Source organism: Halobacterium salinarum DSM 3754 (genome assembly GCF_008124605.1).
Classification (GTDB): Archaea; Halobacteriota; Halobacteria; order Halobacteriales; family Halobacteriaceae; genus Halobacterium; species Halobacterium salinarum.
The window spans coordinates 1-14,655 of record NZ_VRYN01000001.1; the positions used below are offsets into that span (position 1 = coordinate 1).

Sequence of the window (14,655 nt, forward strand, 5' to 3'; positions counted from 1 at the left end):
ACCGTGCACCAAGTGCACGACTTTCTAAGCTAGTAACTCTCTATAACAGTCAGAAACTCTATCATAGTGTGTGAAGACTTCTATGACACCCTCGTTATTGCCAACAGCAGTGGAGGGGGTATCGCAGGCCCAGATCACCGGACGTCCGGAGTGGATCTGGCTAGCGCTCGGTACGGCGCTAATGGGACTCGGGACGCTCTATTTCCTCGTGAAAGGGATGGGCGTCTCGGACCCAGATGCAAAGAAATTCTACGCCATCACGACGCTCGTCCCAGCCATCGCGTTCACGATGTACCTCTCGATGCTGCTGGGGTATGGCCTCACAATGGTACCGTTCGGTGGGGAGCAGAACCCCATCTACTGGGCGCGGTACGCTGACTGGCTGTTCACCACGCCGCTGTTGTTGTTAGACCTCGCGTTGCTCGTTGACGCGGATCAGGGAACGATCCTTGCGCTCGTCGGTGCCGACGGCATCATGATCGGGACCGGCCTGGTCGGCGCACTGACGAAGGTCTACTCGTACCGCTTCGTGTGGTGGGCGATCAGCACCGCAGCGATGCTGTACATCCTGTACGTGCTGTTCTTCGGGTTCACCTCGAAGGCCGAAAGCATGCGCCCCGAGGTCGCATCCACGTTCAAAGTACTGCGTAACGTTACCGTTGTGTTGTGGTCCGCGTATCCCGTCGTGTGGCTGATCGGCAGCGAAGGTGCGGGAATCGTGCCGCTGAACATCGAGACGCTGCTGTTCATGGTGCTTGACGTGAGCGCGAAGGTCGGCTTCGGGCTCATCCTCCTGCGCAGTCGTGCGATCTTCGGCGAAGCCGAAGCGCCGGAGCCGTCCGCCGGCGACGGCGCGGCCGCGACCAGCGACTGATCGCACACGCAGGACAGCCCCACAACCGGCGCGGCTTTTCAACGACACACGATGAGTCCCCCACTCGGTCTTGTACTCGCACGATCGCGCGACGACGGCGACGCCGACGGCGACTTTCCAGCGTCGCTCAACAGGCTGGCTGTCGTCGCGCTCGCTGGTGCGGCTCTCGTCGGTGCGGCGGGTCTGTTCGCCGTGCCGTTCCTGCGGTCGTTCGGCATGACGTTTTGGGAAGCGTTCACCGTTGTTGGTGTCTCCGAGTTCGTCTCGGCCATCGTGGCGGCCCTCGCGGGCTACCACCTCTACACCACGCCCGACGACTAGCAGGGCCCGCTGGCGAGCCATCACTCCCGCTGTGGCGAGGCGACGGCCGTTCTGTACCGCTACCGCCGGCCCGGAGTCCGGGACATCGGCGGGGCGATGCGCATCGAACGGTCACCCCACGATTGCCGGCATGCACCGGGCGCCGGGTCGGTTCGTCCGGCCGAGACGCGCTGTCGATCCCGGCGAGACGACACTGATTTACCCGCGGTCGGCGTACTGCCGTCCCGACATGGAGGAACGGACCCGTGCGTATCTCCGGGGGCGGTTCGGCGACGTGTACCGCCGTGCGGAGATCGACCTCCCCCCGCGCGCCGACGACCGCGAGTGGGGGTATATCCCGTGGACTGCCGGCCCCGACACGACGATGGTTCGGCACAAATCCACGCTGGATCTGGGGTCGATGACGTCGTTCCTCGAACGGAAATGCCCCCGGCACGTCTATTTCTCGGCGGGCACCTACGACGCTCCGGGGGCGGCGACGATGGACGAAAAACACTGGCAGGGCTCGGATCTGGTGTTCGACCTCGACGCCGACCACCTGCCGCGTGTCACCCTCGGGGAGGATTCCTACGCGGAGATGCTGTCGAAGTGCAAGGACGCACTGCTGCGGCTGCTCGATTTCCTCGAGCGCGATTTCGGGTTCGAGGAGCTGACCGTGACGTTCTCCGGCGGCCGCGGATACCACGTGCACGTCCGCGATGCGGGCGTCTACGAGCTCGGCAGCGAGGAGCGCCGGGAGATCGTCGATTACGTGCGCGGCAACGACCTGGCGTTGGAGACGCTGGTCGAGGCCGAACCCGTCGGCGGGCGCGGGCTAGAGAACCCCACCGAGAAGCGGATGCTGCCGGCCGACGGCGGCTGGGGCCGTCGGGTCACCACCCGCCTCGAAGCGTTCGCCGACGACCTCATCGAGCGCGGCGAGGACGACGCCGTGGCGACGCTCACGGAGTTCGACGGCGTCGGAGAGAGATCGGCGCGGGCCATCTACAACGTGGTCGCGGACAACACCACGGCGGTGAAGCGTGGAAACGTCGACGTGCATCCGGCGTTCCTGACGGTCGCGCGGCGCTACATCGACGAGACCGTCGCGGCCGAGCAGGCACCCATCGACGAGCCGGTGACCACCGACACGAACCGCTTGATCCGGCTGCCCGGATCGCTGCACGGCGGCAGCGGGCTGGAGGTGCAGCGCCTCGACCGTGCCGCACTCGATGACTTCGATCCGCTCGTCGACGCCGTTCCGGAGACGTTCGTCGGCCACGACATCACCGTCGAGCTACCCACAGAGCACACCGTCGAGCTGCGTGGGGAAAGCCTTACAGTCGGGCCGGGCGTGAGCACAGTTCCAGAGTACGCGGGTGTCTTCATGATGGCCCGCGGTACCGCCGAGAAGGCCACAGAATGAACTTAGACGACTTACGGGCGGCACAAACACAGGAGCGCGCGACCGACGGCCTGCAGGACCTCCAGGAGTCGTTTTACGCGGACGTGGCGGCGTTTATCGAGTCACTGAAAGACCGCCGTGACGACGCCGCGGCCGCGGCCACCGATCCGTTCGGCGATCCGGAGGTCCAGGAGCTCACGGACAAAATCGAGACCGCCGAGCAGGTCACGGAGGCCATCTACGAGCGCCGCATGGGGAAGCTCGTCAAGCAGGCCAGCCTCGCGGCCGCCGGGATGCCCGACGACCAGGGCGGGCTCACCGCCGAGGAGCGCGACCTGTACGGTGACCTGGTTGCCCGCATCGAGGACAACAAGGCGCACGTGCTCGACGTGATCGCGGGCGACGCGGCCAGTGCGCGTCCCGATGGCGACGACCCGGCCGATCCTGGCTCCCCGGCCCCGGACAGCGATGCCGGCGACACGTCTCCCAGGGACGCCAGCCCGCCGGCGGGCGGCTCCTCGGTGGCTGCCGCAATGGGCGGTGACGACGGCGGGACCCTCGACCCGCCACCGGCTCCGGAGCCCCCGGGGGACGGTGGGGCAGACCGGGTTGACACGACCACCGATGGCGGCGTGCAAAGCGAACCCGCGGACGACGCCGGCGTGCCCGACAGCGGCGACGCGGCGACCGCCCGGGTTCGTGTCCGAGTGACCGACACCGTCGGTGAGATCCTCGGCGTCGACGAGCGACCCTACGACCTCGAAGCCGGCGACGTGGTCACGCTCCCGGAGGCGAACGCCGACCCGCTCATCGAGAAAGACGCCGCCGAGAAGCTGGACTGAGGCCGGGCGGGCGACGGCCTGCTGTCGGTCGCTACGGGACGAGCGCAGCGTGCGTTCGACACAGCCAGGCGTCGTTCCGGGGCGGCGCGTCGGTCAGCGGAACGCTCCGGACGCGGGTTCGTCGTCGGTCGGCGTGTCCGCGGTGTTGAACCGCTGTTCGATCTCCTCGTAGTTCTCCTTGACGTCCGCGTCGACGCTGGCCGTGACCTCCCCGAGCGCGGCCTCGAAGTGCGCCATCGTTACGCGGACGTTCCCCACGGAGTCGCTGGCGTCGGCGGGGTCGACGGAGTTGATGAACTCGCGGGTGGCGTTCATCGTGGCCTCCCGGACGAGCGCCTCCACGTCCGCGCCGACGAACCCGTCCATCCGCTGGGCCACGACGTCGAGATCGACGTCGTCCGCGAGGGGTTTGTCGCGCGTGTGCACGTCGAGGATCGCGCGGCGCGCGTCGGCGTCGGGCACCGGCACGTGGATGTGGCGGTCGAGGCGGCCCGGCCGCAGCAGCGCGTCGTCGATGAGGTCCGGCCGGTTCGAGGTCGCAACCACGACCACGTCTTCGAGGGCCTCGATGCCGTCCAGTTCGGTGAGCAGCTGGGAGACGACGCGCTCGCCCACGCCCGAGTCGCTGGTTGCGCGCCCGCGCTGGCCCGCGATGGCGTCGATCTCGTCGAAGAACACCACTGTCGGGGCGTTCGACCGCGCCTTCTCGAACACCTCACGGACGCCCTTCTCGGACTCGCCGACGTACTTGTTCAGCAGCTCCGGGCCTTTCACGGAGATGAAATTTGAGTTCGCCTCGTTGGCGACGGCTTTCGCCAACAGCGTCTTGCCGGTGCCCGGCGGGCCGTACAGCAAGACGCCTTTGGCGGACTGGAGATCCATCTCGGAGAACACGTCCGGGTAGTCCAGGGGCCACTGGATGGTCTCCCGGAGGCGTTCTTTGGTGTCCGTGAGGCCGCCGACGTCCGCCCACGTGGTGTCCGGCACCTCCACGAACACTTCGCGGAGCGCGGACGGCTCGATGCCGTTCAGCGCGCGCTTGAAGTCGGCTTCCGTGATCGAGATGGATTCCAGGAGTTCGGCGTCGATCTCGTCGGATTCCAGGTCGATGTCCGGGCGCACCCGGCGCAGTGCGTTCATCGCGGCTTCCTTGGCGAGGCTCTCGATGTCCGCGCCGACGAAGCCGTGCGTGCTCTCGGCGTAGTCGTCGAGGTCGATGTCCTCGACCAGCGGCATGCCACGCGTGTGCACCTGCAGGATCTCCTTGCGGCCGTCCTGGTCGGGGACGCCGATCTCGATCTCGCGGTCGAAACGCCCGCCCCGGCGGAGCGCGGGGTCGATGGCGTCGACGCGGTTGGTCGCCGCGATGACCGTGACGTCGCCGCGGTCCTCCAGGCCGTCCATGAGGCTCAACAGCTGGGCGACCACGCGGCGCTCGACGTCGCCCTGGGTTTCGCCTCGCTTGGGCGCGATGGAGTCGAGCTCGTCGACGAAGACGATCGCGGGGGCGTTCTCCTCGGCCTCGTCGAAGACCTCGCGGAGCTTCTCCTCGCTTTCGCCGTAGTATTTGCTCATGATCTCCGGGCCGGAGATCGTCTCGAAGTGCGCGTCGATCTCGTTGGCGACGGCTTTCGCGATGAGCGTTTTGCCGGTGCCGGGCGGGCCGTGGAGGAGCACGCCTTTCGGCGGGTCGATGCCGAGTTGCTGGAAGAGTTCGGGGTGACGCATCGGCAACTCGATCATCTCCCGCACCTGTTCGAGTTCGCCGTCGAGGCCGCCGATGTCCTCGTAGGTGACGTTCGGCGTGGGGTCGCCGGTCTCGGCTGCCTCACCGGCCCCCGGCGCGATCTCTTCGGCGGGGCGCTCGGAGAGCTGGATTTCGGTGTCGTTGCTGACGACGACCGTGCCGCTGGGCTCGGTTTCGGCGATCTTGACCGGGATCTGTTGGCCGGAGATGGTGCTCATGCCGCCGAACCCGAACGAGATGGGGATGGTTTGCCCGGCGGTGACCGGGCGGCCGTTGAGCCGGTCACGAACCATCGGCGCGATGTTGCCGCGCACGCGAAGGTTCTGCGGGAGGGCAACGGTGACGCCGCCGGCGGGCTTGATGTCCGCGGGTTCGACGGTGACTTGATCGTCGATCCCGACGTCGGCCTCCTTGCGCAGCCGTCCGTCGATGCGGACGACGCCGTCGCCGTCGTCTTCGGGGTAGCCCGGCCAGACGCGGGCGACCGCGCGCCCGTGGTCGCCCTGCCCGTCGATAACCACGTAGTCGCCGTTTTCGAGCGCCAGCTCGTCCATGGAGTCGCGGTCGACGGCGGCGAGACCGCGACCTGCGTCCTTCTGTTTGAGTGGTTTGACCGTGAGTTTCATCGTGACACCTCGACTGTTACGACGCCGTTGTTGATGAAGGCCCGCGTTGAGTCACCGTCCGGAACGGGGAGTTCGTACTGGTCGGTCGGCGAATCGTCGCGGGTGACGATCGCGGTGTCCTGGACGACGTCGACAGCAACGCGGTCGTCGTCGACTCCGAGGTCGGCGGCGACGATCACCGCATCGCCGTAGTCGTAGCGTCGAACCAACGGATCCGATTCGGTGAGATGGGTTTTCGAAGTCATATTACTAACGTAAGGTAATCGTTCAGCACACTTAAGTCCTTCGTCTGGTTGTGGGGGACGTGATGGGGTTTCCCGACGACAAGTAGAATTGCGGTTCACACCGTCGTAGGTCTTATGCCCTTGGTTGCTCTCGCCGCAACCATGGAGACGCTTGCCCACCACGGACGGTCGACAGCCTACCGCGTCCGTGGGTCCGCAGACGCACCCACCGTGTTGTTCGTCCACGGCAGCGGCGGCACCCACGCCGTCTGGAAAGCACAGCTGGCACGCCTCGCGGACACGTATCGGGTCGCCGCCCTGGACCTACCGGGGCACGGCGACAGCGACGACATCGAAACCGACCCTGGCCCGGAGACGCTTGACGCGTACGCGGCGGACGTGCGCGCCGTCGCCGCCGATGTCGGTGCGTCCGTCCTGGTGGGGAACAGCCTCGGCGGTGCGGTCGTGCTCACCGCAGTCCTCGACGGAGGCGTTGAGCCGGACGCCGTGGTGCTTGCCGGATGTGGCGCAACGCTCGCGGTCGCCGACTCGCTTCGCGCCTGGCTCGCCGGCGATGGCCCCGGGTTCGAGCGGGCACTGGCGTTCCTCCACGACAGCGGCCGGCTGTTCCACGACCCCGACGACCGCACGCTCGCCCTCTCGAAGGACGCAATGCGGGACTGCGGGCGCGCCGTCGTCAACCGCGACTTCCGGTCGTGTCACAGCTTCGATGTCCGAACGCGACTCTCGGAGATCGACAGCCCGGTGTTCGCGCTCACCGGTGATCACGACCACCTCACACCGCCCTCGGCCCACGAGTTCCTCGCGGAACACGTGCAGACAGGGGGGTGGACGACGCTCCCGGATGCCGCACACCTCTCGATGCTCGAAACACCCGACCAGTTCAACGACGCCCTCGATGCGTTTCTCAGTGACCCCGCGCTAGTGGCCCGCCGATAGCGGTGGCACTGCCGTGTGCGGCGAGTCACTTACCAAGCTACAGGCAGTATACGTTCCCGATGACACACGTCTCCGCGGTGGTTGCCTAGATGGGAACATTCATTTCCTCCCGACCGTTCGGTAGGCATAGAGGCCAAGCGGTTCGGCACCAGGGCACGACGACACGACCGACACAGTAGATCGGACCCTCACCGACTCACGCACGGCTCTTTCCGATGTCACAAACAACGCACTGAGATGAATTCCAACCGAAAACGTACTTCACGAAGACATGTTTGACTCCCAATCAGTAAGCAAACACGCATCGCGTATAACTGTTCTGGCCGTTGTGGTTCTCATCACGCTCTCGGCAGTTCCGTTGTCCGTGAGCGCGGCCGACAACACCGTCACGGGGAAGCCCGACATCTCGCTTTCCTCGCCTGACGGTCCCGTCGGCGCTGAATCAGCACACGCGTTCACCGTCACGGTGTCGAACTCCGGGACGCTGATCCAGGGCGGACAAGACCGATACGAGCGCGAGGTCCAAACGGCAGAGGCCCTCAAACTCGACATCGCAACGGAGAAACTGGACGCCAACATCACCCCGAAAAGCGGGACGTACACGATCAGTAGCCTCCCCAGCGGACAGGGCACCGACGTCAAGTTCCAACTCGAAGTCGGAGACGTCGAGCCCGGGACGTACCGCATCCCGATCGACATCGCCTACGAACACACGCGATCGGTTTCCTACGGCCGATTCCAGGAAGCCTCCCGCACGAAAACCGAGGAGGAATCCACCCAGTACGTCGACATCACCATCGAGGACAAACCACAGTTCTCGATCGTCTCGCAGGGCGAAAACGAGATCTACGGCGGCGACACCGGGCAACTCTCGCTCGACGTCAAGAACACGGGCACCGAGACGGCGACCGACGCCTCGGTGCAGCTCAGCAGCCAGTCCCCGACGCTGTACTTCGGGCAAATGACCAGCCCCCAGCCCAAGACGAGCGTGTACATTCCGGCGCTTGACCCCGGCGAAACAGCGAACATCTCCGCGAAAGTCGGCGCGGAATCCAACGCGGATGCCGGCGACTACCCGATCAACGCCGTCGTCGCCTACACCAACAGCAACGGCGTGACGCGGAAATCCGACTCGCTGACTGCCGGCGTGTCCGTCCAGCCCGAACGCACGTTCGAACTCCGGAACGTCGACACGGAGAAGTTCCGGGTCGACGAGTCCGACGCCGAGATCCACGGCGAAATCGTGAACACCGGCTCGGGATCCGCGAACAACGTCGCCGTCCGCCTGGGATCGATCCCGGGCATCGAGCCGACCAACGGGGAGTCCGCCGTGGGTGACCTCGCACCCGGCGAGTCCAAGCCCGTGTCGTTCACCGTCGCGATCCCAGGCTCCGCTGAGCCCGGCAGCAACTCCTTCCCGTTCAACGTCGAATACGAGAACGACAACGGTGACGTGCGGACGATCTCCAGTCCGCTGCGCCAACCCCTCGAAATCGGCGCCGAGCAAGACCCCTTCGAGGTCGTCAACGTGAGTACGTCGGTCTCCCCCGGCGGTAGCGACACGGTCGCGGTCTCCCTACGGTACCAGGGCGACGAGCCGGTGTCCGCCGCGAACGCCAAGCTGTTCGTGAGTGATCCGCTGTCGACGTCCGACGACGGCGCGTACCTCGGCGAACTGCAGCCCGGCGAAACCACCACAGCGACGTTCACCGCTAGCGCCGACAGCGCGGCGATCACCAAAGAGTACGACGCGTCGGTGGAAGTGCGCTACGACGAACCGGACGGTGACACGAAATACACGGACGGCCTCACGGTCGGGGTGCCGGTGTCGCCCCAGTCCGGCGGGCTCCCAGTGCCGCTGCCAGTCATCATCGGACTCGTTGTGGTCGTGGCTGGCGTGGGCTACGTCCTCTACCAGCGCCGGTGAGCGCAGCCTGGAACTAATCCATGCCCAAACTACGTAGTGCGTTCGCTTCGATTGGTGATCGCGTCCAAGCGCGGCCAGTCGCAACACTGCTCATCGCAGGACTGCTCATCCTGGTTGCGATCGGCGGCGCCGCACAGATCACGAGCGTCACCGGAGACGACGCGTTCGTCGGGAGCAACCCCACCTACGAAGCGTTCTCCGATTCGTTCGACCACGGGAACATCGCGGTGCTCATCCGGGGTGACATCACGGAGCCGTCGGCGATCGAGGCGATCGACCGCTACGACAGGCGGATGTCACAGACACAAGACGTGTATGCAGTGCGCAGTCCCGCCGACCAGGTGCGGGCTGCGTACGGCCGCATCCCGGACTCGAAGTCGAAAATCGAGTCCGTGATCGGGTCCCCCGATTACACCACGATCCAGATCGCCACCGACACCGACCTCACACAACAACAGCAACGCCCGATCTACACCGAGGCTGTGAGCACCAGCGACTGGGCGCGGTTCCCCGCCAGCGTGACCGCCACCGTCACGGGTGACGCGGCGTTCTCCGCGCAGCTCTCGACGGTCATCCAGCAGAGCACGCAGAAGCTGCTGGGGCTGGCAGTCGGCCTGATGGTGATCGCGTTGTTCTTCCTGTTCCGCGGGGTTCGACTCCGCCTGCTGCCCATCGTCGCCGTCTTCGTGGGCGTCATCTACACGTTCGGCGCGATCGGCTACGGCGGGATCCCGAACTCCACGATGACGAGCGCGGTGTTCCCCATCCTGATCGGGCTGGGGATCGACTACTCCGTGCAGTTCCACGAGCGGTACGAAGAGGAACTAGAGACGCATCCGCCCCGCGAGGCGCTCCCGAACGCCCTCGGCGGGGTTGGGCCGCCGGTCCTCATCGCGATGCTCGCGGCAGCCCTCGGGTTCGGTGCGACCTGGGTGTCGACGTCCTCGCCGGCGATCATCTGGTTCGCACAGACGTCCATCCTCGGCGTGTTGCTCACGTACGCCGCCGGTATCCTGGTGTTGCTCGCCGGGCTGACGATCTACATCCGGCGCTGGGGCGACGACAGTCCGGCGGCGGCCGACGGCGGAGACCCCGAGGCCGCGCACGCTGAGGTCGACGAGGACTCGCGTATCGGCCTCGTGGGGTCGACGCTCGGCCGGACGTCGCGGATCCTCGCAAGCCACCCGATGACGGTGCTTGCGATCGCGCTCGTCCTGTCGGGCGTCGGCTTCCAGGTCGCCAGTTCGCTGGGGACGCTCGCGGACACCGAAGAGTTCATCCCCCAGGACTTGCCCGCATACGTCGACCTCCAGCAGTTCCGCTCTCAGACCGGTGGCGGAACGAGCACCAGCTACGACGTGCTCGTCACCGGCACCCACCTCAAACACCCTGAAACGTTGCGCTGGATGGACGGCCTCAACGACGTTGCCACACAAGCCCCACTAGTCGAAGGCGTGGACACGCCCGCTGGGGCTGTGAAACAGTACAACGGCGGTGAGATCCCGCGCACGACCAGTGGCGTCGAGCGCGTCCTCGCGCAGATGCCGACCGAGCAGCGCCAGCGGTATTACAACGACGGGCGCGCACACATCACCGTGGCGTCCCCACAGGACATGACCACCGGGCAGGTGTTGTCGTTCCTGGAGAACTCACAGGAGTCACTGGATTACAGCAACCCGCCGCCGGGAGTTACTGCTGAGGTCACCGGCACGTCGTCGATCGCGGTGCCGTCGATCATCGACCAGATCAACTCGCGGAACACCACGACCGGCCTGGGCATCCTGTTCGTGTTCGCGCTCCTCGGGTTGTACTACCGGGACCTCGTGAAGGCGGTGGCACCACTGGTGCCGATGGTGTTCGTCATCGGCTGGCAGAACATCTACATGCTCGCGCTGGACATCCCCGTGTCGCCGCTGGGTGCCAGCCTGGGCGCGATGACCGTCGGCATCGGCGCCGAATACACGATCATCGTCATGGAGCGCTACTACGAGGAGAAACAGCACAACGGCTACGGTCGCCTCGACGCCGTGGAGATCGCGGCCAGCCGCGTCGGGAAAGCCATCACCGTCTCCGGGATGACGACGGTGTTCGGGTTCTCGGCGCTGATCCTGTCACCGTTCCCGGTGCTCAGCAGCTTCGGGTTCCTGACCGTCGGCGTGATCTTCCTCACGCTGATCGCGTCACTGGCGACGCTGCCCCCGACGCTGGTGGTGCTCGATGGGCTGGCCGAGCGGGTCGCGGCGTTCCGCGCCGCCGACTAGCTCAGTACACGTCGTCGACGTCGTCGGCGACGTGGCTGTGCTCGGCCGCCGGGAACGATCCGGATTCGACCGCGTCGACGTAGTCGTCGACCGCGGCCGCCATTTCTCGGTTCACGTCCCCGAACTGCTTGGAGAACGGCGGGCTGCGTTCTGACATCCCGATCACGTCCGAGATCACGAGCACCTGGCCGTCGGTGTCCGGCCCCGCGCCGATACCGATGGTCGGGATGTCGATGGCGTCGGTGATGTCGGCGGCGACGTTCGCCGGCACGTGTTCGAGCACGAGCGCGAACGCGCCGGCGGCCTCGTGGTCGCGCGCCAGATCCAGCATGCGCTCGGCGCTGTCCTGGTCGGTGCCCTGCCGGAAATACCCCCCGAGCTGGTTGACGTGCTGGGGGGTCAACCCGAGGTGCGCCATCACGGGAATCCCCAGCGACGTGAGCGTCTCGGTCAGCGACACCGTGTGCGGCCCGGATTCGAGTTTCACCGCGTCGGCGTCCTCCTCTTTGAGCATGCGACCGGCGTTTCGCACGCTCTCGGTCTCGTCGGCGCCGAAGCTCAGAAACGGCATGTCCGCGACGACGACCGCGTCCGCGGTGGCGCGTGCGACCGCGCCGGTCGCCGACGCGATCTCGTCGACGGAGACGGGCAGCGTCGTGTCGTATCCGAGCTTCGCGTTCCCGACGCTGTCCCCGACCAGGATCATGTCGACGCCGGCGTCGTCGACCACCGACGCCGTGGGGGCGTCGTACGCGGTCAGCATCGTCACCGGGTCGGTTTCCTCGTCGGTGTTGCCCGCACGCCGCACTGAATTCACCGTTGGCATACGACGATGTCGGTGGGTCGCGGTGTTAAACGTATGCGACGCGGCACCGTGACGGGAGAGTTAAGCACACCGCGACCATCTAGACCGGTGTGCCGGAACTGGAAGCACGCACCGACCCGGACGGCGTCGACTACGCGTGGGTGATGCAGACCACGTTCGTCGTCACCATCGTCGTCGGGGCCCCCATCGTGACTGCGCTCTCGACGGGCTACTCACTCCCCACGTGGGCCTCCCGCGTGTCGTTTGCCGTGCGCATCGGCGCGATCATCTGGTTTCTGACCGCGGTCACCGTCTTCGCGTACGCGCGCCGCCACGCTGCGTGACCGCTACACCCACTGGAAGTCAGCGCCGGCGCGCTCGGCGGTCGTCTCGTCGGACGCCGAATCCCCGACGAACAGCGTGTCAGCGGGGGCCACACCGAGTTCGGTTGTGACCCATTCGAGCGCCCGCGGGTCGGGCTTCATCGCGGGTGTCGTGTCTCGGCCCGCGACGACCGCGACCGCGTCCGCGAGCTCGTGGGCGGCTAAGGCGCGCCTGCAGGCCGCCTCGGCGTTCAGCGAGCACACACCGACGGGGACGTCGCGGGGGATGTCGTCGGCCGCGGGAAGCCGGGCGGCCGTGTCCGCGCCCGCGAGTTCGTGCTCGGTGATGATGTCGTCGACCGCCGTTCTGACGCCGGCGTCATCGGCGGTCGCCAACACCGACCACATGTCGGCGTCCGTGGTCTCCCGGCCGGCCTCACGGAGCACGCGGGACACCTCGGTTTTGACCGCCGCCCAGTCGACGTTCAAGCGCACGAGCGTGCCGTCGAGGTCGTAGACAACCGCCTCGTAGCCGCCTGTCACGGCACACGGTTCGCCCCCGTCGCCGTTAGTGGCTTCGGTGGTCGAAGCGGGCACGCCACCTCGGGGGACTTTTCCCCGGGGCTGCCCGAGGATACCGCATGCACGACACCAGCATCACACGCAACCGCCCGCCGTGGTCGTTCGACACATCGAATGTACGCACGCATCCGTGAGGACGTCCGTGCGATGCGGCGACGCGACCCCGCAGCCGGGAGTCGCCTCGACGTCGCGCTCACGTATCCCGGCCTGCACGCCGTCTGGGCGCACGTCTTCCTCGCCGGCCCGCTGTACGACCGGTGGCCGACCGCCGGCCGCCTGGTCGCGTACTGGGTGCGGCTGCTCACTGGCATCGAGATCCATCCCGACGCCGACATCGGCCGCCGGGTCACCATCGATCACGGCCACGGCGTCGTCATCGGCGAAACGGCAGTCGTCGGCGACGACGTGCACATGTACCACGGCGTCACGCTGGGGGGCAACGACTCCCGGCCGGTCGACCGACACCCCACGGTGCGCGCCGGCGTGACGCTGGGCGCGAACGCGACGCTGCTCGGTGACATCGAAATCGGCGCGAACGCCAGCGTCGGCGCGGCGTCGGTCGTCACCGACGACGTGGCGGCCGGCGCAACGGTGACCGGCGTGCCCGCACAGCGGGTCGACGACGCGTAGCCGCGGTGGTCAGTCGATCAGGCCGCGCGCGATGACTTCCTTCTGGATCTCGGAGGTCCCCTCGTAGATGGTCGTGATCTTCGAGTCGCGGTAGAACCGCTCCACGTCGAAGTCCTTGGTGTAGCCGTAGCCGCCGTGGATCTGGACCGCCTCGTTGGTCACGTCGACGGCCGCCTCGCTGGCGAAATACTTCGCTTTTGCGGCCGCGGTCTGGTGGTCCTCGCCGGCGTCGGCCATCCGTGCGGCGTCCCGGGAGAGCAGGCGGGCGGCCTGCACTTGGGTTTCCATGTCCGCGAGCTTGTGCCGGATGGTCTGGATCTCGGAGATCGGCTGGTCGAACTGCTCGCGGTCGTCGGCGTACGCGAGCGCCGCGTCGAGGGCGGCCTGGCTCAGGCCCACAGCCTGGGAGGCGATCCCGATCCGGCCGCCCGTGAGGATGTGGAGCGCGGCCGACAGCCCGCGGCCCGCCTCTGTGAGCTGGTTGCTGGCCGGAATGCGGCAGTCGTCGAACAGCAACGACGTGGTGTCGCTGGCGCGCAGCCCGAGTTTGTCCTCCTTGGGGCCGACCGTGAGGCCGTCGGCGTCCTTGGGCACGAGGAACTGCGTGATCTTGTCGTCGTCCCCGTCGATCTTCGCGAACACGATGACGACGCCCGAACGCTTCCCGTTCGTGATCCACTGCTTTTTCCCGTTGAGCACGAACTCGTCGCCGTCGCGGCGCGCCGTGGTGGACATCTGTGCGGGGTTCGAACCGGCGTCGGGCTCGGACAGCGCGAACGCGCCGACCGGGCGGCCGTCGGCCATCTCCGGCAGCCACCGCTCCTGTTGGTCGTCGTCGCCGAACTCCGCGATGCAGGAGGTCGCCAGGCAGTGCACCGACAGCGCGGTTGCGACGGACAGCGCGCCGTACGCGAGCTGTTCGTTGACGACGCTGTAGGTCAGCGAGTCCACGTCCAGGCCGCCGTACGACGCCGGCGTCGTCATCGCGGTGACGCCGAGCTCCCCGAGGTCGTCCCAGACCTCTTCGGGGAACGACTGTGTGCGGTCTGCTTCGGCGGCCACCGGACGGATCTCCTCGACGGCGAACTCGCGGACGGATTCGCGCATCCGACGCTGCTCGGCGGACAAGTCCATACACCCTCTCGTGGG

The 14,655-nt window shown here is 66.9% G+C and carries 14 protein-coding genes; 9 read left to right on the forward strand and 5 right to left on the reverse strand.

Annotation, left to right across the window (positions count from 1 at the left end):
- The first annotated feature begins 82 nt into the window (after positions 1 to 82).
- The 4 genes from APQ99_RS00005 (at position 83) to APQ99_RS00020 (ending at position 3,421) form a co-directional block, all read left to right on the forward strand.
- Positions 83 to 874 (forward strand): bacteriorhodopsin, encoded by a 792-nt coding sequence (locus APQ99_RS00005; protein ID WP_136361479.1) that lies wholly within the window; start codon positions 83 to 85, stop codon positions 872 to 874.
- A 51-nt stretch (positions 875 to 925) separates the two neighbouring features.
- Entirely contained in the window at positions 926 to 1,195 is a 270-nt protein-coding gene (locus tag APQ99_RS00010; protein ID WP_010903070.1) for a hypothetical protein, read from the forward strand.
- A 229-nt stretch (positions 1,196 to 1,424) separates the two neighbouring features.
- A complete protein-coding gene (gene priS, locus APQ99_RS00015; protein WP_012289337.1) occupies positions 1,425 to 2,600 on the forward strand; it encodes a DNA primase small subunit PriS in 1,176 nt (391 codons plus the stop codon).
- Positions 2,597 to 3,421, forward strand: coding sequence for a hypothetical protein (locus tag APQ99_RS00020; protein WP_010903072.1), 825 nt, complete (start codon positions 2,597 to 2,599; stop codon positions 3,419 to 3,421). Before priS ends, APQ99_RS00020 begins: the two co-directional genes overlap by 4 nt.
- A gap of 93 nt (positions 3,422 to 3,514) precedes the next feature.
- Here APQ99_RS00020 and APQ99_RS00025 read toward each other — a convergent pair whose 3' ends face one another.
- Entirely contained in the window at positions 3,515 to 5,794 is a 2,280-nt protein-coding gene (locus APQ99_RS00025; protein WP_010903073.1) for a CDC48 family AAA ATPase, read from the reverse strand.
- Positions 5,791 to 6,039, reverse strand: a complete 249-nt coding sequence (locus tag APQ99_RS00030) for a DUF7127 family protein (RefSeq protein WP_010903074.1) — start codon at positions 6,037 to 6,039, stop codon at positions 5,791 to 5,793. Before APQ99_RS00030 ends, APQ99_RS00025 begins: the two co-directional genes overlap by 4 nt.
- 141 nt (positions 6,040 to 6,180) lie before the next feature.
- Here APQ99_RS00030 and APQ99_RS00035 point away from each other — a divergent pair, with 141 nt between their 5' ends.
- From APQ99_RS00035 to APQ99_RS00045, 3 genes are all read left to right on the forward strand, one after another.
- Positions 6,181 to 6,978, forward strand: a complete 798-nt coding sequence (locus APQ99_RS00035; protein ID WP_012289338.1) for an alpha/beta fold hydrolase — start codon at positions 6,181 to 6,183, stop codon at positions 6,976 to 6,978.
- A 364-nt stretch (positions 6,979 to 7,342) separates the two neighbouring features.
- Positions 7,343 to 8,905, forward strand: a complete 1,563-nt coding sequence (locus APQ99_RS00040) for a COG1361 S-layer family protein (RefSeq protein ID WP_227970877.1) — start codon at positions 7,343 to 7,345, stop codon at positions 8,903 to 8,905.
- 20 nt (positions 8,906 to 8,925) lie between these two features.
- Entirely contained in the window at positions 8,926 to 11,166 is a 2,241-nt protein-coding gene (locus APQ99_RS00045; protein ID WP_010903077.1) for an efflux RND transporter permease subunit, read from the forward strand.
- 1 nt (position 11,167) lies between these two features.
- On the opposite strand, the gene panB is transcribed toward APQ99_RS00045, so the two are convergent.
- Positions 11,168 to 11,992 (reverse strand): 3-methyl-2-oxobutanoate hydroxymethyltransferase, encoded by an 825-nt coding sequence (panB, locus tag APQ99_RS00050; RefSeq protein ID WP_010903078.1) that lies wholly within the window; start codon positions 11,990 to 11,992, stop codon positions 11,168 to 11,170.
- An 89-nt stretch (positions 11,993 to 12,081) separates the two neighbouring features.
- Between panB and APQ99_RS00055 the strand changes: the two genes are divergently transcribed.
- On the forward strand, positions 12,082 to 12,315 hold the full coding sequence (locus APQ99_RS00055) for a DUF5822 domain-containing protein (RefSeq protein ID WP_012289339.1): 234 nt from the start codon (positions 12,082 to 12,084) through the stop codon (positions 12,313 to 12,315).
- A gap of 3 nt (positions 12,316 to 12,318) precedes the next feature.
- On the opposite strand, the gene APQ99_RS00060 is transcribed toward APQ99_RS00055, so the two are convergent.
- Positions 12,319 to 12,837 (reverse strand): HAD family hydrolase, encoded by a 519-nt coding sequence (locus APQ99_RS00060; protein ID WP_012289340.1) that lies wholly within the window; start codon positions 12,835 to 12,837, stop codon positions 12,319 to 12,321.
- Positions 12,838 to 12,990: 153 nt separating this feature from the next.
- Here APQ99_RS00060 and cysE point away from each other — a divergent pair, with 153 nt between their 5' ends.
- Positions 12,991 to 13,506 carry a serine O-acetyltransferase gene (gene cysE / locus APQ99_RS00065; RefSeq protein ID WP_010903081.1) on the forward strand — a complete coding sequence of 172 codons (516 nt, stop codon included), beginning with the start codon at positions 12,991 to 12,993 and terminating at the stop codon, positions 13,504 to 13,506.
- 9 nt (positions 13,507 to 13,515) lie between these two features.
- Here cysE and APQ99_RS00070 read toward each other — a convergent pair whose 3' ends face one another.
- Positions 13,516 to 14,640, reverse strand: coding sequence for an acyl-CoA dehydrogenase family protein (locus tag APQ99_RS00070; RefSeq protein ID WP_010903082.1), 1,125 nt, complete (start codon positions 14,638 to 14,640; stop codon positions 13,516 to 13,518).
- Between the last annotated feature and the right edge of the window lie 15 nt (positions 14,641 to 14,655).